Raw genomic sequence first — 21,545 nt, forward strand, 5'->3', positions numbered from 1 at the left:
AAAGGTCTTGCTAACCGAATAAGAAGATGAATTGGTGGTTTGTCATACCCGTTGTAATACTGACTTATATAGTATTAAATATAGCAGTATATTTTTTACAGGAACGAGTTATATTCAAACCAGAAAAACTTCCTCAGGATTTTGAATATAAATATAAAAATCAGGTATTTGAAGAATATAACATAGCTGTAGCGAATCATGTTCATATTAATGGAGTTCATTTTAAGGTCAGGAACTCGAAAGGGATTGTTTTTTATTTGAAGGGGAATTCTAAAAGTGTAAAAGGTTGGGGAAAATTTGCTGTAGATTTCACTCGATATGGTTTTGATGTACTAATGATAGATTACCGTGGCTTTGGAAAAAGTACAGGATTAAGATCTGAAGCAGGAATAAAGCATGATTTACAGTATATCTATGATGAACTGAAAACACAAATTGAAGAAAGTCATATTGTTTTATATGGCAGATCTTTAGGATCGGGGTTTGCCGCTTACCTTGCGGCAACTAACAACCCTAGATTACTGATTTTAGATGCACCGTATTACAGTGTGAGTTATATAGCAAAAAGGTTTTTACCCTTTATGCCAATGTCTTTATTGCTGCGATTTCCTGTAAAGACGCATAAATCGTTGAAAGAGGTAAATTGTCCCATAAAAATTATTCATGGTACCAATGATAAATTAATTCCGTTTAAAACAAGTATTAAATTGTCTAAGATCAAACCGGAACAAACCAGACTTTACCCTGTAATTGGGGGAGGACATAATAACTTACACACGTTTCCTATGTACCATCGATTTTTAGAGGAAATATTAAACTCTAAAAGACCAAAACCTATAGACCCTGAGACAACGAGTTTGAATTTTAGAAAGAAGAAGAAAAAAGGTAAAAAATTATTTTGATGTTAAACTATTTACAGGAAAAACTAATTTTTAAAAGTGAGCAACTTCCAAAAAACCATAAATTTAATTTCAATATACGCTTTAAAGAGGTGTTTTTAAAAGCAAAGGATGGTGCTAAACTGCATGGGGTACACTTTCAGCAAGATGACTCAAAAGGAATTATATTATACTTTCATGGTAATGCACGAAACATTGATTATTGGGGTATTTGGGGAGAGCAACTATCAAGTACTTATAAATATGATGTGGTCTTGATGGATTACCGAGGCTATGGAAAAAGTAAAGGAGAACGTTCCTACACACAAATGCTTGAAGACTCTTTGGTATTTTATAACTATTGCTGTCAATTTTTTACCGAAGATAAGATTATCTTGTTCGGCAGGTCTCTGGGTGGTGCCTTTGCCTCTTATACATCACTTCATACCAAATCGGAAAAGCTTATTTTGGAATCTACTTTTACTACCCTGGAAGAAGTAGCAAAAACAAAATTTTGGTTTTTACCAACAAGTCTATTATTAAAATATCCCTTCCAAAATGAAAGCAATATGCCACTAATTAATAGTGAAACATTTATAATACATGGGTCTGACGATCCTTTAGTGAAATATGAACTTGCACAAAAACTTTATCATTTATCAAATAGTAAAAGTAAAGAGTTGAAAGCTATTGAGGGAGCCGTGCACAACGATTTACGCAACTTTGAAGGCTATCATAAGTATTTAGATCAGATTTTATAAAAATTTATCCCTCAACTCCGGTGTTGGAACCATACATTGTTCTTTTTTGCCATACCACCTATACCTGTTTTTTGCAATAAAATTATAAACCATATCCCTGACACTGCCAGGTATAAATAGTAAAACAGAACCCATAAAGCCCATAAATCCTCCAAATTCTTTTGCAATTTCTAAGGCTGCAGTTGATTTTACAAAATAGGCGCTTCCTGGATCGATAAGAATTATAGAATCTATCTTTTGAGTATCGATTCCTCGTTCTTTGGTAAGTTGCATACCGATATCACTTTGTAATGAAGCAAATCGAAATGAATCTTTTTTGTCTCGTTTAATTACAGATAGTACAGTGCTATTACATAAATTGCATACACCATCAAATAGAATTATCTTTTTATTATCAGGTATTTTCATATCATTTCTTTGCTTCAACAAGTTCTAATTGATCTAATGCTACACTGGTAGTAAAAATACCATAATTTACAATGGCCTTATTTTTCTCTATAGTGTCTATGCTACCGATTGCCTTCCCGTCCAGAAGCCTAACACGGTCTCCAATTTTAAGAATAGGTTTAGGTTTGTTAACCTCCTTGTCTAAATTCTTCTTTTTCTCTACATTTTTCTTTTTTCGAATAACGGCAACCTCTTTCTGAACCTCTTTTTCTACGGTTTGCTTCTTAACCTTAATTTCTTGCTTTTCCTTTTTTGTTTGATGTTTTCGCTTAGAGTTTTCTGTTTCAACAATTCTCAAAAATTCGGAAATTAGCGGACGTTTCTTTTTGTTATAAAAATACTTTTCAGCAATATCATTTACCTTATTTCCTAAATAAATCATGCGCTGGTTATGATCGTACAACTGCTGATAGCTTTCTAGTTTATTTTTTATTTTACTGTTAAGTTCATCCAGTCTCCTTGCCTCCTCACGGGCCTTAACTTCTTCTTCTTTTAATTGTGAAGAGGTTTTGGACATCTGACGATGTTCTTTTTGAAGCTTTGCAATCGTTCTGTCAAATCGAACCTTTCCGCGTTCAATTTTTTTCTTCGCCCTATTAATTAAGCTATAAGGGATCCCGTTTTTTTGAGCTACCTCAAATGTGAATGAACTCCCGGGCTGACCGACAACAAGTTTAAAAACAGGCTCTAAAGTGTTGTTATCAAACATCATGTTCGCGTTAGTAGTGTAAGGAAGTTCATCAGCCAACATTTTAAGGTTTGCATAATGAGTTGTAATAATACCAAAAGCGTCACGGTGATAAAATTCCTCGAGAAAGGTTTCTGCCAGAGCACCACCCAATTCGGGGTCACTACCGGTGCCAAATTCATCGATTAAAAATAAAGTTTGATCATTACACTTCTTTAAAAAGTAATTCATGTTCTTTAATCGGTAGCTGTAGGTGCTCAAATGATTTTCAATAGACTGATTGTCTCCTATATCCGTTAAAACCCTGTTGAATAAGCACATTTTACTTCTTGGATGAATAGAAACCAACATTCCACTCTGAAGCATTACCTGAAGTAATCCGACAGTTTTAAGAGTGATACTTTTCCCCCCGGCATTAGGCCCGGAAATAACAATGATTCTATTTTCTTTATGAAGTGAAATAGATTGAGGATATGTCTTTTCACCCTTTCTTTTATTAGTTAGGTATAAAAGTGGATGATAGGCATCAATCAGTTCCATTTCTTTATGCCCGACAATTTCAGGTAATATTCCATTTACGTCTGATGCATATTTAGCCTTGGCTGATACGACATCAATTAAGGTTAAATATGTTTGATAATCTTGTAAAAGGGGAATATAGGGACGAAGAAAATCGGTTAAACCTTTTAGAATACGATTTATTTCTTCTTTCTCATCATATTCCAAATTATTTAATTCTCTGTTGTATCTGAAAGTCTCTTCCGGTTCAATATAAACAATACTCCCTGTTTTACTGCTCCCTAGAACACTTCCTTTGACTTTACGACGATACATGGCTTTTACCGCTAAAACTCGTCGGTTTTCAACCACTGATTCTTTGATATCATCTAAATAACCGGAGGCAATATAACTACTCAGAGCTCTGGAGAAGCTTTGATTTATTTTACTTTTCACCTCGTTTAACTGTCTTCGGATGTATTTTAAATCGGGAGATGCATCATCTTTAATCTCGCCAAAACGATCAATGACCTTTTCTGTTTCCTCAATAATTTCCTTTGTAAATTCAATTTGTTGAGAAGTCCTAAAAAGGGTAGGATAGTAGTCATGGAACTTTTTAAAAAAAGTGATATGAGTATTTACAGTACCTGAAATAGCACCTATTTTTCTAAACCCTTTAATTTCAATAACCGTATTCTCGATATTTAATAACTTGATTTCAGGCGAAATATCTTCAAATCCATGATTAGGGATTTGATTATTGTTATCAAACGATGATAGATACTCATTGGTGAGATTTAAAGCTTCTATCATCTTGTCCCTCTTTGAAAAAGGCTTAATCTCTAAAGCAGCTTCTTTTCCTAATTCAGTAGTACACCTGTCGGCAACTTGATTTAGGACGGTTGAAAACTCTAAATCTTGTAATGTTTTGTCGTGAATCTTATTCATAGCAATATATACCTCATTTAAGGCCATACAAAATTAAGTATTTCATTAGAATGCCAATGGAGTTAGACTCATAGTTTAAAAAGATAATATTATTTTAGTCACAGAATAATTTGATGAGAATGAATGCATATATACATCCCGATTGGGAATCAATTTTAAAATCAGAGTTCAATAAACCCTATTTTGACGAGTTAACTGAATTTGTGAACGCTGAATATCAGGAGAATACCTGTTACCCTGAAAGAACCAAAATTTTTGCAGCATTCAATCATTGTCACTTTAATGACCTTAAGGTGGTTATAATCGGACAAGATCCTTATCACGGTCCTGGCCAGGCAAATGGTCTTTGTTTCTCGGTCAATCCAGGGATGGCGCATCCACCGTCGTTAGTTAACATTTTTAAGGAAGTGAATGATGATCTTGGAATTCCTTATCCTGTTAGTGGTAATTTAGAACGATGGGCAGATCAGGGAGTTATGCTACTTAATGCAACATTATCCGTAAGAGCTAATCGGGCAGGTAGTCATCAAAAAAGGGGATGGGAAACGTTTACGGATGCTGTTATTCGATCCATTTCAGAACAAAAAGAAGATGTGGTCTTTCTTCTGTGGGGTGGATATGCGAAAAAAAAGAGTAAGCTCATAGACAAGTCTAAACATAAAATATTAACCTCCGGACATCCCTCACCTTTAAGTGCAAACCGTGGTTATTGGTTTGGAAACAAGCATTTTAGCGCTTGCAACACCTATCTTAAAGAAGCAGGAAAAGAACCTGTTAACTGGTAGATTATTAGTCTACTTATATTATTTTAGTATATTTACAATCGATTGTATTACCAACCAATAATGAATAATCCTAATATGAGATTCTGGTTAATTTGCCTCTTAATAATAAGCTTCAACAAAATATATGGTCAAACTGATTTTGATAAGATCATAGAAAACATCCAAAAAGAGGAGCATACTAAAATTAAGGATGTTCTAAAATTAGATGATAGTGTAGCAGTTATTATCGGAAATCAAGAAAATAATGGTTCCTGGGATAATATAGATTACTCGATAACACATCGTACTTTATGGGAACCCTTACAACATTTAAGATACTTGAATCAGTTATCCTTGGGTTATACGTATCCCAAAAGTAAATTTTATCTAAATGAGGCAGTTTTCCATGCATTGAGAAACGGACTGAAATATTGGAATGAAAGAGATCCTAAAAGTAATAACTGGTGGTTCAACAAAATAGCTGCTCCACAGCAACTAGGAGCTATTTTAATCTTGTTAGAGCATGGGAATAATGAATTAAATCCAGAGTTGGAAAAGCGATTGATCAAACAAATGCATCGTGGGGATCCAGAAAAATGGACAGGAGCCAATAAATTAGATATTGCACTTCATTATATTTACAGGGGTTGTTTGTTAAGAGACCATAACGTTTTAAAAAAAGGGGTAGATGAAAGTTTCTATCCTATAAAATTTACTACCGAAGAAGGCCTTCAACATGATTACTCGTATCAACAACACGGGCCTCAACTTTACATAGGAGGCTATGGTACCGTTTTTGTTCAAAATGAAGTTTTAGTTGCTACCTATCTTAAAGGGACCTCTTATGCCTTAACAGGGGAGAAATTAAAATTATTATCCAAATTTATATTAAATACCTATGTGGAAACCCTGCATGGTGGTTATATGGATTATAGCGTAAACGGCAGGGGTATTAGTCGTGAAAACCGATTACATGATAAAGACATTGTAAAGACACTTGAAAAATTAAAATTTATAGATCCCTCCAGAGGTAAGACTTATGATAGAGCCATAGCCAAAATTAATAAAGTCGATTATAAATCAAAGTTACCTAAGAATCAAAATTATCATTTTTGGAGATCTGATTTTACCATTCATAAAAACAACAATTATAGTTTTTCCGTTAGGACTTCCTCCAACAGAACTTCTAAGACAGAAAATGGTAATAAAGAAAACCTAAAAGGATACTTCTTATCTGATGGAGCAACAAACATAAGGGTTAGAGGAGATGAATATTATAATATATTCCCTGTTTGGGATTGGAATAAAATTCCTGGAGTAACCGCTCCGTTGGTTAGCGAAATACCTGTTCGTAAGGCGTGGCAGATTCTTGGAAATTCAACTTTCACCGGTGGGGTTTCCAATAATGTTTTCGGAATGCATATGTATTGGCTAAAAGATTATGGCGTTCATGCAAAAAAAGCTTGGTTCTTTTTTGATGATGAAATTGTTTGTCTCGGATCGAATATACGTTCATATACCACGAATCCCATTCTTACAACTATCGACCAAACCAATTTAGGAGACAATTTCAAGGTCTTTAAAAAAGAAAAAAGCGAACATATTGAGTGGATTATAAACAACGAAACCACCTATCTCTTTCCCAGAAAAAATGAATTGCAATATACTGCCGGAGTACAAAAAGGGAGCTGGTATGAAATTAATAATACCCAATCATCACATCAAGTTTCGAAAAAGGTCATGACAGCCTGGTTCGATCATGGAATTAAACCAGGTAACGCTTCGTATGAATATATAGTGGTTCCAGGAATCAGTAATGAAGCTCAGTTAAAAGATTACAACCAAAAAGATATTGAGGTACTGTATAACGAGGCTTCCATACAAGCCGCAAAGAGCAACCAGCTTAGTTTATTACAAATGATCTTTTATGAAGCGGGAACCTTTCAACATGAAGGCATTAAAATTAGAGTCGATGCACCATGTGCACTTATGCTGAATTATAAAGACCCGGGGAATCCTGAGGTATACATCTCAGATCCTTCTCAAACTCGTAATAAAATACAACTCGACATTAAGATCAAAAAAGCTAATTATCATTTAATCAGAACCTGCAACATGCCTGGCGGACCTTATGCCGGATCTAGCCTTAAGGTTGATGTTGAAGGAAATATACCTGTGAAAAAATAGTTGTTTTAAAAGGTTAATTTCTTAAATGGAAGCTTGTCGTTAATTAAATTTAATTCTAAAAGTTGATGCTGCACTTTGTCAATCATAGCCTCCGATATCTGAGATTGACTCCACTGCGTGATGGATAACCACTTTTGAATATCGGTCAATTGTTGATTATATCGATTGGCAATAGTTCGGTCAATACTAGGTATATCTTTAAATTCAGTAGTATAAGAATTTATAACTTCCAGGATATGATTAACGATGTTATGGTTTTCTTTATTGAACTGATCGCTAACCGCTATAACAAAACATGGCCATGGAGTAGGGCAGTCCCCAACTCTGTTAAAGATTCCTTCATCAACAATAGGCTTTGTCGTAAAATGTTCCCACATAAAATAATCGGCAGTCCCATTAGTTAAAGCCTCGATGGCCCCATTTAAATTGTTGATCACTTCGAACTGTAACTCATCAACATTCCAACCTTGATTCTTTGCATTTACATAGGCCATTAAATGACTTCCGCTACCATATCTTGAAATCGCAACTTTACCTTTTTCAAGATCATTCAATGAATTAAAAGCAGATTTGGAACCAACATGTATTCCCCATAATAGCGGACTTTCAATGTATTTTTGGATTATTTTAGATGGGTTTCCTTCGGTTATATCCTTTATGATTCCTTCGGTAAGTATGATGGCTATATCGGTATCCCCATTGCGAAGCATCTGACACATTCGTCCAGTTCCCTCAGGAACCTCATTCCATACTAAATCAATACCTCTATCTTCAAACGCACCTTCTTCAATGGCTAAATGCCAAGGCAGGTTAAAATGTTCCGGAACTCCGGCTATATTTACTTTTATCATTAATTTGTTAATTTTTCCAGGGTATACTTTATGAGGTTATCCACAGAAGTTTTTGGGTCTTTCGAAAAAGTACCATTCGGACGGTTAGCAATAATACAGTTCATAGATGCTGCTCGATGCCCCAGTAATTTAGCTAAACCATAAATACCGGCAGTTTCCATTTCTAAATTGGTGACTTTTAGCCCTCGATATTCAAAAGAAGCCAATTTATCATTTAAATCGGCATCACTTAGGGGTAGTCTCAAAACACGACCCTGTGGACCGTAGAAACCGACATTAGTCCCCGTCATACCTAAATAAAGTTGATCCGAATTTAATAAATCGCCCAAGGCACTATTATATCCTACGATATAGGGAGTAGATTTATGTTTACTCCATAAAGTATGCTTTATAAAATCTTCTTGTAATGCCTGATGTTGAATATCTTTGCTTAGATAATAATGAAGTAAACTATCAAAACCAATAGCATATTCACTCAATAAAAACGAATCTACAGGGATATCCGGTTGTAATGAACCTGAGGTCCCTATTCTAATGATATCTATAGACTTTAAATGATTCTTGATTTGCCTGTTCTTAAGATCAATATTTACTAAAGCATCTAATTCGTTTAATACAATATCTATATTATCTGTCCCTATTCCCGTTGAAATAACACTTAAACGCTTACCATTTAATTCGCCGGTATGAGTAACGAATTCTCGCTTTCCTTTTTTTATTTCAATACGATCAAAATACCGGGAAACACTTGTTACACGATCAGGATCTCCAACAGTAATTACAGTATCTGCAATATCCTCAGGCAGGAGGTTCAGATGATAAATACTACCATCCGGATTTAGTATTAATTCTGAAGGTTCTAGACTCACTTAGAATAATTTTAAAAGGACACTATAACTTTAATAGTTTATTAGTTTCGGTATGGTAAAGAAAAGAATATTTTGGGGCACCACCTAAATAAACATTTTCATCTTTAATACTTCCATAATAGTTGGTAATGTTGTCAACCACTTCATTTCCCAATTTGGTAAGCTTAGCAGGGTGGAATGATATGAATAATGGACGTAAATTGGTTATCAGCTTTTTGTATTGCAAGTCACTAAAACCATAATAACCCTGGTCATTCAACATGTGTCTTATAAGCTCTTCTTTACTTTTAATCTTAAAATTTCTGGCAGATTGAAGGGTCTTGTTTTCAAGTTCATTAAGTCCATTTTCAACAGTAGGGAAACGATGTAAATGAGTCAGTAGGGCAGGTGTAAGGTACTTTAATTGGGAAGAATTCTGCTGAATAGCTGAATATAGTTGAATTGGGTTATCTCCGCAATACAGTTGCCAGATATAATCGGCATATTCAATATCATCTATGGTTAACCTAATTCGTTCTTTAAATAACTTTTTTAAATGATTCCCGGGAAGTTCACTTAAACCAAATAGTTTATCAGAGGCATCCTCAATTCCAGAGCAAACCAGTGAAACGGGTACACCCTTTCTGTTTTTATGCAACCAACTCAATACTGCAATCATATTTACCTGACAAAACAGGTCGTATTCAAACCAAAGAACAATTTCTCTTTGGCTTTTTTGATTACATAATCTTCGATATTCCTTTAAAGTAAACTCAACAAAACGTTCTTTGCTTATTTTGTAAGTGTTTTTGAGATAGTCATAGCGATTTCTCCAAAAATGCTCACTTCCAACATCAGTAGTGGTTTTACCCTCACACAGCATTTCACGCCAGGTAATAATATCACCTTGTATGCCTAGTTTTTCCAAATATGAAGTAAAGGAATCACCATTAGTTATGTGCAGTATCTTACTCATTAGTATAATGTTAAGGTTTGATTAAGTAATGATAAAATTATAAATTTCATATAACACACCACAACAAAAAATGTTAAGATTAGCCTCCAACTCTTTTTACATTAAATCCTTTTTTCTTTAAGAAATCCATTATTTTATCACGGTAATCTCCTTGAATGAGTATTTCATCATTTTTAAAGCTCCCTCCAACGCTTAACATGGTCTTAATTTCTTTGGCAAGGGTCTTAAAATCGTTATCCGCACCATTGTATCCGGCGATTATAGTAACCGGTTTTCCCTTTCTCTTTTCATATTTACACAAAAGAGGTTCATCCTGAAGCCAGACGTTACTTTGTTCTTCCTTTTGATCTTCCTCAGATGGCACGTGATCTGGAAATAAATTTTTTAACTGATCCTGTAAATCCATAATCCTAAAATGAAGTTAGTTGCTGGTTTTAAAACTGTTCTTCATTCATTTTATTGTTTTTTATTCTTTAATTAAACCAAGCTCTACGAGTCGTTCATGTAAAAATTCACCCGCCGTAATATCTTCATAGAGTTTTGGGTGTGTTGCATCAATACAATTCTCAAGGCAATCTAACGGCATCTCACTAATAGGGTGCATAAAAAATGGAATCGAATATCTGGAAGTACTCCACATTTCTTTCGGCGGATTAACGACCCTGTGAATCGTTGATTTTAAACGGTTATTGGAATGTCGCGATAACATATCTCCTACATTGATCATTAGCTCATCGGGTTGGGCGATAGCATCAACCCAATCTCCCTGATGGTTTTGTACCTGTAACCCTTTACCCTGAGCTCCCATGAGTAAGGTTATTAAATTAATATCACCATGGGCCGCTGCTCTAACTGCATTATCAGGTTCTTCAGTAATAGGCGGGTAGTGTATCGGACGTAAAATAGAATTACCATTCTTGATGTATTTGTCAAAATAAGTTTCTTCTAATCCGAGATGTAATGCCAAAGCCCTTAATACGTATTGCCCTGTTTTTTCCAACATTTTATAGGTTTCTTCACCCACTTCATTGAATTTCGGAAGTTCCTCAACGATTACATTGTCAGGATACTCCTTTTCTAATTTCGGATCACCTTCAACATACTGTCCAAAATGCCAAAACTCCTTGAGATCAGGTTTTTTAAATCCTTTAGCCGTTTCTTTTCCAAAAGAAGTATATCCTCTTTGCCCTCCAATACCCGGTATTTCATATTTATCCTTTACGTCTTGTGGTAATGCAAAGAAATTTTTTATTTCCTCATATAAATCCTTGACGAGTTGATCAGATAAAAAGTGTCCCCTTAAGGCTACAAAACCTATATCCTCATAAGCAGCTCCTATTTCATCGATAAACTTTTGTTTTCTAGCAGGATCATCTGATAAGAAATCTCTTAAATCGACGCTGGGTATATTACTCATAATTATGTGTGTTTAATTAGTCTGTAAAGTCTGTTAACACAAATGTAGGGAATAATGTTGCCATTTTTATAACATAAATATCAACAGACTAAAAAAATATAACTTTCATACAGCTGATTGTTAATTTTTTCTACATTTGAGTGTTAATCTCACAAGTCGTAATGAAAACAGTATCAAATACACATATAGAATTCAATAGCAATGGCCTTGCTAACGAAAAGCTCCTTGAGTTATACAAGGGAATGCTTAAGCCCAGAATGATTGAAGAAAAAATGCTGGTTTTACTGAGACAAGGCAAAATATCAAAATGGTTTAGCGGGATCGGTCAGGAAGCCATTTCGGTCGGTGTAACCAAGGCCTTGATGGAAGATGAATACATTTTACCTATGCATCGAAATCTAGGGGTATTTACTGCAAGGAATATTCCTTTAAATCGATTATTTGAGCAGTGGCAGGGTAAAGAAGGAGGTTTTACCAAAGGCAGAGATAGAAGTTTTCATTTCGGAACCCAGGAATATAAAATTGTGGGTATGATTTCTCATTTAGGACCTCAATTAGGGGTGGCCGACGGTATTGCACTCGGAGATCTGTTGAACAATAGAAAGAAAATAACAGCAGTTTTTACCGGAGAAGGAGGTACGAGTGAAGGAGACTTTCACGAAGCACTTAATATTGCATCTGTTTGGAATTTACCGGTGCTTTTCTGTATTGAAAATAATGGATATGGGCTTTCCACTCCGGTAAAGGAACAGTACAATTGTGAGAACCTCGTTGATAGAGCTGCCGGATACGGAATTGAAGGACACCTTATTGATGGTAATAATATTCTGGAAGTGTATAGTACGATTTCAACCATAGCTGAAGATATTCGGTCAAATCCAAGGCCCGTGTTAATTGAATTCAAAACATTCAGAATGCGGGGACATGAGGAAGCGAGTGGAACAAAATACGTTCCGCAAGAATTATTGAACGAGTGGGCACTTAAGGATCCAATTGAAAATTATAAAAACCACCTTTATGATTTAGGACTCTTGAATGACAAAATCGATGAGGAATTAAAGCGTAATATCAAACTAGAGATAGATGAAAATTTAAACCAGGCATACCATCAAAAAGCGATCACTCCGTCTCTAAGTATTGAGTTAAATGATGTTTATAAGGGTTTTGATTATAAGCATTTTAAAGAATCATATAACTGTAAAAACATACGTTTGGTAGATGCTATCTCGGAAGGATTAAAACAGAGCATGGAAAAGCATGACAATTTAGTTATCATGGGACAGGATATAGCTGAATATGGAGGTGTTTTTAAAATAACAGAAGGCTTTGTTGAATCCTTTGGGAAAGATAGGGTCAGAAACACTCCAATTTGTGAATCCGGAATTGTTTCTACAGCTATGGGACTCTCCATAAACGGGATGAAAGCAATTGTTGAAATGCAGTTTGCTGACTTTGTTTCGTCAGGATTTAATCCGATTGTAAATTATTTGGCAAAATCGCACTATAGATGGAATGAAAATGCAGATGTTGTTATTAGAATGCCATGTGGTGCTGGAGTAGGAGCCGGTCCTTTTCATTCCCAGACAAACGAGGCCTGGTTTACAAAAACCCCGGGATTAAAGGTGGTATATCCTGCTTTTCCACGAGATGCAAAAGGCTTATTAAATACGGCGGTCAACGATCCGAATCCGGTTATGTTTTTCGAACATAAAGGATTATACAGAAGCATCTATCAGGAAGTTCCTGAGAACTATTATACCATTCCATTTGGCGAGGCAGCTGTTTTAAAAGAAGGAAAAGATATTACCATAATATCATATGGGGCAGGTATTCACTGGGCTTTAGATGTATTAAACAGTCATGACGATATAGACGCTGATCTCATCGATTTAAGAACTTTACAACCTTTGGATGTATCTTCAATCATACAATCCGTAAAGAAAACGGGGAAAGCAATTATTTTACAGGAGGATACCTTGTTTGGTGGAATCGCCAGTGAAATTTCTTCTATAATAATGGAGAATTGTTTTGAGTATCTTGATGCTCCGGTTAAGAGAATTGGTAGTCTCGAAACCCCTATTCCTTTTGCAAAGGAATTAGAAAATCAATTTTTAGGAAGGACCTATTTTGAAGCGGCTTTATTGGAGCTTTTAAAATATTAATAAAATGTGAAATCTTAAGGTTTCGTAATCTTAACAGGATATTTTTTACGTATCTTTAGTAGAACTAATATTAAAATCTTATGAATAAAAAACACATCTTACTTATTACAATTTGTTCTTTAATTCTGTATTCATGTAGTTTGAGTAAAGAAAATAAAGAGACGAGAAAATCTATAGATGGCACTTGGGAGTTGACAGATGTTTCTTATGAAGGAACTCAAGGATACTTTAAATCTACCTTATTTAATGATGCAGATTCAAAATGTTTCAAAGGCAGTGAATGGTTTTTCAGATCTAACAATAGTACAGGATTCTATAATATCATGAATGATGGATGTCCAACCGGACAAAGAAATATTCGTTGGTCTATTCAAGATGTAAATGGAGTGCCTTCTCAATTCCAGTTCAAGTATATCGATGAAAAGAAAAATGATTTAAACGGAGGATATGGCTATGTTTTTAAGGTAGCCTCACTAAATCAGAATCAAATGAAACTCACTACTGATGTCAATGTAGATGGTGATATTGTCACCTTAGCTCTTCAATACAGTAGAAAATCTTTATAAATAAAAATAAATAACAGGAATGAAATCAATTTTAAGAAAATCTTCATTAGTAATAATAGCTGCATCTTTAATGATGAGTTGTTCAGCAATTCAAAATGCAAACAATGAACAAAAGGGTACCGCCATTGGTGCTGCTTCTGGTGCTGCTATAGGAGGTGTCATAGGGAATAATGTAGGTGATGGTAATAGTGTATTAGGTGCTATTATTGGTGCTGCTGTCGGTGGTGCAGTTGGGAATCGAATAGGTAATAAAATGGATCGTCAGGCTGAAGAAATCAAAGCAGCTGTCCCTGGAGCAGAGGTAACAAGAGTTGGTGAAGGTATCAACGTTACTTTTGACGAAAATAGTGGTGTTAAATTTGGATTTGATTCTGACCAAATTCAATCAGAAGGTCAGGAAACATTGCAAAAAATGGCCGAAGTATTTAAGGAATATGATGATACTAACATTTTAGTAGAAGGTCACACAGATAGTTCAGGAGCAGACAGCTATAATATGTCTTTATCCAAAAAAAGAGCTAATTCGGTAGTTAATTATTTAGTGGCACAAGGGGTAGACCGATCAAGATTTACAGTAAAATGGTATGGAGAAACACAGCCTAAATACGATAATGCTACAGCTGAAGGTCGCTCTAAAAACAGGAGAGTAGAATTAGGAATCGTTGCTAGTCAGGAAATGATTAACGAAGCGAAGAATCAATAAAGAAACTTCACTATATGAAATAAAAAGTCCGGTTTTCCGGACTTTTTTTTGTGATAAAATTCTAGAAATCACTATCTTAATAAGGTAAATCAAAAAACAAAGAAATGAGACTTTATAAAAGTGCTTTTATCCTATTACTCGGAATCCTTTTTATTACAGGATGCAAGCAGAAAAAACAGGAAGCACCGCAGTCGGAAGATAAGCCTTCAGTAGTTGTAGATGTTAAAGGGGAAGTCATTAAATATGCCGTTGACACAACCAATTTACAGGGGTATCTTGCTTATGATGCCGGTAAGAAGGGCAAAAGACCCGGAATATTGATTGTTCATGAGTGGTGGGGACATAATGATTATGTACGTCACCGGGCCGATATGCTGGCAGAACTGGGTTACACCACTTTGGCTCTTGATATGTATGGAGATGGCAAGCAGGCTATGCATCCGGATGACGCCGGTAAATTTGCACAACAAGTAATGGGTAATATAGGGGAGGCAAAGAAACGTTTCGATGTAGCCTTAAAACTATTAAAAGAACAGCCTTCAGTAGACTCCACAAGAATAGCCGCCATCGGCTATTGCTTTGGAGGTAGTGTGGCTTTAACAATGGCTAATATGGGTGCTGACCTTGATGCTGTGGCAGCCTTTCACAGTGGAGTACAATTACCGGTAATGCCAAATAAAGATTTAAAAGCAACTGTTCTGGTTTGTAACGGGGCCGACGATCCTTTTATCAATAAAGAATCAGTCACAGCGTTTAAAGCTCAACTAGACAGTTTAAACATTGAATATAAATACGTGGAATATCCCGGAGTTGTGCACTCCTTTACCAGTAAAGTTGCTGACTCGTTGGGTAATAAATTTAACTTACCACTTAAGTACGATGCTGAAGCAGATAGAAAGTCCTGGAACGAATTAAAAAACCTTTTAAACGAGGTTTTCAATGAATCCATGTAGTAAACGATTGACATATATCATTTTATGAATAAAGTGTTCATAGTATCTTAGAACTATAATTATGATATAACACCATGAAAAACATTTTATTACCAACCGATTTCTCTGAAAATGCATGGAATGCAATTAATTATGCACTTCGTATGTTTTCTAAAACGGAGAATTTTTATTTGTTCAATTCCTATACACCTCCAACAGCACAACCGACTAGTGGAGTTACTTCTTCTAAAAACACTAAGTTATTATCAGACATGGCCAGAAAGTCCTCTGAGGAGGGGCTTACTGAAGTCATGAACAGGATCAAAAAAGAATTCCCTGATTTAGCCGAAAAAGTAAAATCAATTAGCGCATATGATTTTTTCGTATCCGGAGTTAAATCTGTAGTGAAAAAGTATGAAATTGATTTTATAGTCATGGGAACTAAAGGTTCCAGTGGAGTACGGGAAGTGATTATTGGAAGTAATACAGCTGGAGTTATTGGAAAAGTGAAATGTACTGTATTAGCAATTCCTGAAACAGCCGTATTCAAACCAGTAAAAGAAATAGCCTTCGCTACTGAGTATGATGTCTATTGGGAAGAAAGCGAGCTGGCTCCTATGATTGATATTGCCAAAAAATGGAATGCAAGTATTAGAATTTTGCACGCACTTGAGGCCAGGAATGAATTAAAATCCGAACAGATTAAAATTAAAGAATATTTAGACGGTATCCTGGAGACCATCCCGCATGCTCATTATACCTTATCTAAACTCTCATTAGAATCTGCGGTTAGAGCGTTTACAGAGAGCAGAGAAGTAGATATGTTATGTATGGTAGCAAGACACCATAACTTTTTTCAACGAATATTTGGAAAACCCAGAGTTGAAGAAATAAGCTTCCATATTCAAATACCATATTTGGTATTACATGATTATACTCATAAATAAAATAACGCTTAAACCATTATAAACCAAAGGAGAGACTAAATATGGGTACCTTTAATGCTTTATGATAAAAGATTATAAATAGAATTTGTTGGTTCTCAGATCACTTTTATCAAACAAACGATCCCAAATATTTAGTCTCTTTTTTATCTATAAATGTGATTTAATCACCTTTACAAGGTCATTTTTTGATGTGAGTCCGGAGTGTCGCCAAACAATCTCTCCATTTTTAAATAAAATAAGAGTAGGTACTCCACGAACCTGGAAGTTAGCCGCTAAAGGTTGGTTTTTATCCACATCCACCTTTACAATATTAACCTCTTCACCCAATTCATTTTTGGTTTCTTTTAATATAGGTGCCAGTGTCTGACATGGTCCGCACCATGTTGCGAAAAAATCGATAAGCACTGGTTTCTCTTTATTGATGATATCTTTAAAACTACTTTTCATGGTTTCTTATTCTTATTAATTGATAACAACGAATAACTTGTCCATACCTTGTACAAGGTGGAAAATTTATGGCAAAGTTCTAAAGTTGATATTTAAAAATCAGTAACTTAAGTTACGCCCGTAAATATTTTCTATCCATCCAGAAGGTACCGAAAGGAATTATCGAGCATAAGAGTATGATGCCAAGGGTGTATGCAGACCAGTTTTGTTTATTTTTTAAAACCAAAGCCATTACTACATACATCATAAAAAGGATCCCATGCATCATTCCAATATATTGATTTGGAGCATGCTGATCTAACATGTATTTCAATGGCATGGTTACACCCAAAATAAGTAAATATGAAATTCCTTCTAATATGCTGACTATTCTAAAATTCTTAAGATTCATAAGTTCATTCTTTGTGCGGCAAAATTACAACACAGCTGACAATCTCTTTTGAAATATTTGTTAAAAAGAAAAGGGTCGAGAAAAATTATCTCAACCCTTTTAATAGTGTTTTTTACTTTATTAAGATTGTTCTTGCAACTGCTGAGCAACGGCCTGTACTTCATCCAATACACGAAGAAGGTTTTCACCCCAAAGCATAGCAATTTCCTTCTCGGTATAGCCACGTTTAACGAGTTCAAGAGTTACATTGAAAGTCTCTGAGGCATCATTCCATCCGTAAATTCCACCGCCACCATCAAAATCTGAACTAATTCCCACGTGTTTTATCCCTATTTTATTGACGAGGTAATCGATATGATCAACAAAATCCGAAACATCCACAGGATCTCCAGAAGCCTTTAAAGCTTCGACCTTATCACTAGCTGCCTTTCGCATGGCCCTATACTTATCAACATATGCATTACGCATAGAATCCGGCATTTGTCTTACGCTATCCCATCCAACTGTTGTAAAGTTCATTTCTTTAGCCACGTCATCATAGATAGCTTTTGCTTGCTCCTGGAAAGCTTCATGCTTTTCCGTATTCACATAAGAGCTAAAGGCCACTGTCTGGACAACACCGCCATTTTCTTTCAACCACATTAATTGTTCATCATCCAGGTTTCGGCTATGGTTGCATAAGGCACGTGAAGATGAATGAGATGCTATAATGGGAGCCTTGGTAAGTTCAATCATTTGTTTCATAGATTCCTTTGACGGGTGAGATACATCGATCATCATTCCGTATTTATTCATTTCGGAAACGACTTCTCTTCCTAATTCACTGAGACCATTGTGCAACCATTCATCATTTTCCTCCCCCGTATTAGAATCACATAGTTGGCTATGTCCTTGATGAGAGAGCGACATATAGCGACCTCCCAGGTCATAAAACTTTTTTACATTGCTAATATCCATTCCAACAGGGTATCCGTTCTCTATGCCTATCATTGCCACCTTTTTTCCGGCATCATGGATACGTCGTACATCGTCAGAATTATAAGCTAATTCTATTTTATCAGGAGCAATTATCTCTGTAAGACGGTGAATCGCTTCGAATTTTGAAATGGCATTGTTATATGCTTTTTCATATCCCGAAGGGTTTAATGAATCCTGCCCTGTGTACACTATGAACCAAGCTACATCCAGGCCTCCTTCATTCATTTTAGGGAGGGTGATTTGAGTATCCAGATCTTGTGTGTAATTGAGGGAATCAGTAAAATTTTTAACATTGATATCACAATGGGTATCTATTGTGATTACTTTTTGGTGTATTTCTTTCGCTTTTACTACGATTTCTTCTTCGGTTAAAGGCTTTTCTTTACATCCTAAAACCAGGAAGAATACTAATACCGGTAAGTATAAGTTTTTCATTTATAATTTATTAATATGGTTAGAAGTTTGGATGAAAATACATTATTATTTGTAAAGAAAGAAATTTGATTCGTTTGTTGTAATTCAATTAAGTGCATTTTTATAAATTTGTGTAGGCTTTAACCATCAATCTTGTGCATACTATGAGTGCTAAAAAAAATAGAAGACCTAAACATAAGGGAAGTGGTACCATATTTAAAAATCCAATTCTCGAACAATTAACCAAAACACATATAGCAATTCCGCTAACCCTGTATACAATTATATCAAGTTGCCTGATATATTATGGGATTATTGAAAAAGGATTCACAACCCCGGTAATGATCTTATTATTCTTTGCCGGCATGTTTGTATTTACACTGGTGGAATATTTAATGCATAGATACCTGTATCATCCGCAAACGGAGAAGATGGAGGAGTTTAGTCATAAAGTTCATGGGGTACACCACGATTACCCTAAAGACAAGAAGCGTCTGGCTATGCCACCTATACTGGCGTTAATACTGGCAAGTTTCTTTTTTACTATCTATCGTGCCATGATGGGGGATTATGTATTTGGATTTTTAGCGGGCTTTTTAATGGGATACACAGGATATCTTGCCATTCACTATAGCGTACATATTTTTAAAGTACCAGATAACTTCCTAAAAATACTATGGCATCATCATGCCATTCATCATTACAGGCAACCAGACAGAGCATTTGGTGTATCATCGCCTTTATGGGATTATATATTCGGAACGATGCCCGAGTTATTAGAAGATAAAAAGAAACAACAAGCGAAAGCTGGAGAATTTATAGACCCGTCCTAAAAGACGGGTTTTTTTTGATCAAATAATAAGTCTAACTCCACCCAGTTCTTCAATCCTGTAGGGAAAATGATCGCCTGGGGATGCTATAAACATAAAATTGATAGGTAAATTCCACTGTTTAGATAGTTTTTTAATGAGTTTAGGACCAAATTCACCTTCCATTTGAATAAACTCCAGCTTAACATCCGGATATTCTCTGTCCAACACCTCTATATCGCTTAATAACGTTTCAGAGATTTTCTCATTTTCTTTTAACACTGCTACAATTTTAAGTCGCCTCGTATGCTCATTTCTTTTAATATAAAGCATTACTTTATTCAGGGTAGCTACATCATCATCTTTTGTGAAATAAACGAATTCCTGTTCATTAATTTTATTTATAATCCGCAATATACCGGCGTGCAACCTCCTGACGGACCTTTCTAATGGCCTGAAAAAATAAAGGATTATATTTAAAATTAGTTTGAGAATAAAAACCCGGTTTAGCATAATGACCACAATCAGCATGGTTGGAATGAAATATTCAATAAAGACATTCAGATAAGCTGGATTCATGATGGCATTTCCTATTAAAGCCAGGATAACCATCCCTATGGCTAAAAGAAGAGCGATCCAGTTAGAGCGTTCGGGTCTGGGAAGATTTTTTCTCCTGATTTTCAATAGAATATTACCGATTCCAAACAGTACCATTACCGAGAGAAAAGCAATAGTATAAACGCCTGCCAATGCTTCCAGACGACCTTTTGTTATAAGCATCACAGATGTACATAACAAGAAAAAGGAAAAGGCAATTAAATAGGTACTCCCTTTTTTATTTCGCTTTAGTAAAAAGGAGGGTAATATACGATCTAAGGTCATTCGCTCAGTGAGTCCACTAACTCCAACAAAGGAAGTAAGCACTGCACCACTCAATACCAATGCAGCATCAATTGAAATAAGAAATGAAAGCCAGCTTCCTCCAGCTTTTAACCCTAAATGAGACAGGAGTGCTTCCTGGTGTAATTTTACTTCAGGAATAGGAAGAATGGCGAGGGCCAGAAATGCCATTAGCGGATTAAAAACACTAACGATAACCCACATATTTCTCAGTGTTTTTCTAAAAACACCTCGTTGTTGTTCTTCTACAAAATTAGCAGAACTTTCAAAACCCGAAATTCCTAACATAGCGGCACTGAAACCAAAAAATAAGGCATTCGTAACACTACCCTGAACCGGAAGAGACAAGTTTTTATTAAATATCCCTAAACCGTTGTTCACGATAAACCATCCACAGAATAATGAAAGAATAATCAGGGATGAAAGATGAAACACAAAGATAACGACAGCCACTCTCGACGATTCGCCAATCCCCATTATGGTTACACTCATAAATAAGAATAAAAGTATAATGGTGGTAATCATAACGGGCCAGTTATCCAATAATCCATGGGCATATTGCATGGCCTCACTGGCCGAAATTACTGCGGTGGCCATATAAGAAAGTATGGTAAGGGTGGCGGCAAGGGAAGCAACCGATTTACTGGTTGTATTCAACAGGGCATTATAAGCTCCACCATTAAGTGGGATGGCCCCCACAACCTCTCCGTAAATTTTGCGGAACAGGTATAATACTAATGCGACAATTAATAACGATATCCAGGCATATTGGCCCGCATATAAAATGGTAAGCGAGGACACATATAAACATGAAGAACTAATATCGTTACCACAAATGGCTGTTGCAGGTAACTCTTTGAGTTGTTTTACAATGGGTTTAATGGTGGTCTTAGGCATGCCGTTTTAAATGAATGAAACAAACAGAAATCAAAAACAGGATAAATCCGTATCTAAGAACCTAATAATCGCAGGTCATACTAAAATAGGAAATTTTCCATGAATAATTGATTATTCCTCGGTATAATACCTAGAA

Annotated in this window: 21 protein-coding genes; 10 read left to right on the plus strand and 11 right to left on the minus strand. The window is 35.5% G+C overall.

Translation table 11 applies throughout. The features are described 5' to 3' along the window. Nucleotides 1–26: 26 nt before the first annotated feature. Complete coding sequence (locus tag BM361_RS12660; RefSeq protein ID WP_038263660.1) at nucleotides 27–902, plus strand: alpha/beta hydrolase; 876 nt, start codon at nucleotides 27–29, stop codon at nucleotides 900–902. Next, nucleotides 902–1,639: an alpha/beta hydrolase gene (locus tag BM361_RS12665; protein ID WP_074979255.1), complete on the plus strand. Its 738-nt coding sequence runs from the start codon at nucleotides 902–904 to the stop codon at nucleotides 1,637–1,639. Before BM361_RS12660 ends, BM361_RS12665 begins: the two co-directional genes overlap by 1 nt. On the opposite strand, the gene BM361_RS12670 is transcribed toward BM361_RS12665, so the two are convergent. Together BM361_RS12670 and BM361_RS12675 are read right to left on the minus strand one after the other, a co-directional pair. Beyond that, nucleotides 1,634–2,047, minus strand: a complete 414-nt coding sequence (locus BM361_RS12670; protein WP_074979443.1) for a thiol-disulfide oxidoreductase DCC family protein — start codon at nucleotides 2,045–2,047, stop codon at nucleotides 1,634–1,636. The two genes, BM361_RS12665 and BM361_RS12670, sit on opposite strands and share 6 nt — an antisense overlap. Nucleotide 2,048: 1 nt before the next feature. Beyond that, nucleotides 2,049–4,220, minus strand: coding sequence for an endonuclease MutS2 (locus tag BM361_RS12675; protein WP_074979445.1), 2,172 nt, complete (start codon nucleotides 4,218–4,220; stop codon nucleotides 2,049–2,051). A 119-nt stretch (nucleotides 4,221–4,339) separates the two neighbouring features. Between BM361_RS12675 and BM361_RS12680 the strand changes: the two genes are divergently transcribed. Together BM361_RS12680 and BM361_RS12685 are read left to right on the plus strand one after the other, a co-directional pair. Further along, nucleotides 4,340–5,005 (plus strand): uracil-DNA glycosylase, encoded by a 666-nt coding sequence (locus BM361_RS12680; RefSeq protein ID WP_074979257.1) that lies wholly within the window; start codon nucleotides 4,340–4,342, stop codon nucleotides 5,003–5,005. 75 nt (nucleotides 5,006–5,080) lie between these two features. Further along, nucleotides 5,081–7,171, plus strand: a complete 2,091-nt coding sequence (locus BM361_RS12685) for a polysaccharide lyase family 8 super-sandwich domain-containing protein (RefSeq protein ID WP_074979447.1) — start codon at nucleotides 5,081–5,083, stop codon at nucleotides 7,169–7,171. A 5-nt stretch (nucleotides 7,172–7,176) separates the two neighbouring features. On the opposite strand, the gene BM361_RS12690 is transcribed toward BM361_RS12685, so the two are convergent. The 5 genes from BM361_RS12690 to BM361_RS12710 form a co-directional block, all read right to left on the minus strand. Beyond that, complete coding sequence (locus BM361_RS12690) at nucleotides 7,177–8,022, minus strand: substrate-binding domain-containing protein (protein WP_038263676.1); 846 nt, start codon at nucleotides 8,020–8,022, stop codon at nucleotides 7,177–7,179. Further along, nucleotides 8,022–8,891 carry a nucleoside phosphorylase gene (locus BM361_RS12695; protein ID WP_074979258.1) on the minus strand — a complete coding sequence of 290 codons (870 nt, stop codon included), beginning with the start codon at nucleotides 8,889–8,891 and terminating at the stop codon, nucleotides 8,022–8,024. The genes BM361_RS12690 and BM361_RS12695 overlap by 1 nt, the downstream gene beginning before the upstream one ends. A gap of 22 nt (nucleotides 8,892–8,913) precedes the next feature. Beyond that, entirely contained in the window at nucleotides 8,914–9,846 is a 933-nt protein-coding gene (locus tag BM361_RS12700; protein ID WP_074979260.1) for a DUF1835 domain-containing protein, read from the minus strand. Nucleotides 9,847–9,925: 79 nt separating this feature from the next. Then, nucleotides 9,926–10,252: a translation initiation factor gene (locus BM361_RS12705; RefSeq protein WP_038263684.1), complete on the minus strand. Its 327-nt coding sequence runs from the start codon at nucleotides 10,250–10,252 to the stop codon at nucleotides 9,926–9,928. Between the two features lie 60 nt (nucleotides 10,253–10,312). Then, nucleotides 10,313–11,263: an isopenicillin N synthase family dioxygenase gene (locus BM361_RS12710; protein ID WP_074979262.1), complete on the minus strand. Its 951-nt coding sequence runs from the start codon at nucleotides 11,261–11,263 to the stop codon at nucleotides 10,313–10,315. A 161-nt stretch (nucleotides 11,264–11,424) separates the two neighbouring features. Between BM361_RS12710 and BM361_RS12715 the strand changes: the two genes are divergently transcribed. The 5 genes from BM361_RS12715 to BM361_RS12735 all read left to right on the plus strand — a co-directional run bounded on the left by BM361_RS12715 (nucleotide 11,425) and on the right by BM361_RS12735 (nucleotide 16,573). Beyond that, a complete protein-coding gene (locus BM361_RS12715; RefSeq protein ID WP_074979264.1) occupies nucleotides 11,425–13,425 on the plus strand; it encodes an alpha-ketoacid dehydrogenase subunit alpha/beta in 2,001 nt (666 codons plus the stop codon). Between the two features lie 80 nt (nucleotides 13,426–13,505). After that, a complete protein-coding gene (locus tag BM361_RS12720; RefSeq protein WP_074979266.1) occupies nucleotides 13,506–13,991 on the plus strand; it encodes a lipocalin family protein in 486 nt (161 codons plus the stop codon). 19 nt (nucleotides 13,992–14,010) lie between these two features. Then, nucleotides 14,011–14,694 carry a YiaD family glycine zipper/OmpA-like lipoprotein gene (locus tag BM361_RS12725; RefSeq protein WP_074979268.1) on the plus strand — a complete coding sequence of 228 codons (684 nt, stop codon included), beginning with the start codon at nucleotides 14,011–14,013 and terminating at the stop codon, nucleotides 14,692–14,694. A 104-nt stretch (nucleotides 14,695–14,798) separates the two neighbouring features. Continuing rightward, nucleotides 14,799–15,647, plus strand: a complete 849-nt coding sequence (locus tag BM361_RS12730; RefSeq protein WP_074979269.1) for a dienelactone hydrolase family protein — start codon at nucleotides 14,799–14,801, stop codon at nucleotides 15,645–15,647. 74 nt (nucleotides 15,648–15,721) lie between these two features. Continuing rightward, on the plus strand, nucleotides 15,722–16,573 hold the full coding sequence (locus BM361_RS12735; protein ID WP_074979271.1) for a universal stress protein: 852 nt from the start codon (nucleotides 15,722–15,724) through the stop codon (nucleotides 16,571–16,573). A gap of 147 nt (nucleotides 16,574–16,720) precedes the next feature. Here the strand turns inward: BM361_RS12735 and trxA are convergent, their stop codons facing one another. The 3 genes from trxA to BM361_RS12750 all read right to left on the minus strand — a co-directional run bounded on the left by trxA (nucleotide 16,721) and on the right by BM361_RS12750 (nucleotide 18,824). Then, the gene (gene trxA, locus BM361_RS12740) at nucleotides 16,721–17,020 is read right to left on the minus strand and encodes a thioredoxin (protein ID WP_074979274.1); all 300 of its coding nucleotides are present in this window, start codon (nucleotides 17,018–17,020) and stop codon (nucleotides 16,721–16,723) included. 112 nt (nucleotides 17,021–17,132) lie between these two features. Then, nucleotides 17,133–17,411, minus strand: coding sequence for a DUF3817 domain-containing protein (locus BM361_RS12745; protein WP_038263708.1), 279 nt, complete (start codon nucleotides 17,409–17,411; stop codon nucleotides 17,133–17,135). A 120-nt stretch (nucleotides 17,412–17,531) separates the two neighbouring features. Next, a complete protein-coding gene (locus BM361_RS12750; protein WP_074979276.1) occupies nucleotides 17,532–18,824 on the minus strand; it encodes a dipeptidase in 1,293 nt (430 codons plus the stop codon). A gap of 143 nt (nucleotides 18,825–18,967) precedes the next feature. On the opposite strand from BM361_RS12750, the gene BM361_RS12755 reads away from it, so the two are divergent. Next, complete coding sequence (locus tag BM361_RS12755; protein ID WP_074979278.1) at nucleotides 18,968–19,636, plus strand: sterol desaturase family protein; 669 nt, start codon at nucleotides 18,968–18,970, stop codon at nucleotides 19,634–19,636. Nucleotides 19,637–19,654: 18 nt separating this feature from the next. Here BM361_RS12755 and BM361_RS12760 read toward each other — a convergent pair whose 3' ends face one another. Further along, entirely contained in the window at nucleotides 19,655–21,409 is a 1,755-nt protein-coding gene (locus BM361_RS12760) for an APC family permease (protein ID WP_074979280.1), read from the minus strand. Nucleotides 21,410–21,545 lie beyond the last annotated feature (136 nt).

The sequence above is a fragment of the Zhouia amylolytica genome, assembly GCF_900116365.1.
Taxonomy (GTDB): Bacteria; Bacteroidota; Bacteroidia; order Flavobacteriales; family Flavobacteriaceae; genus Zhouia; species Zhouia amylolytica.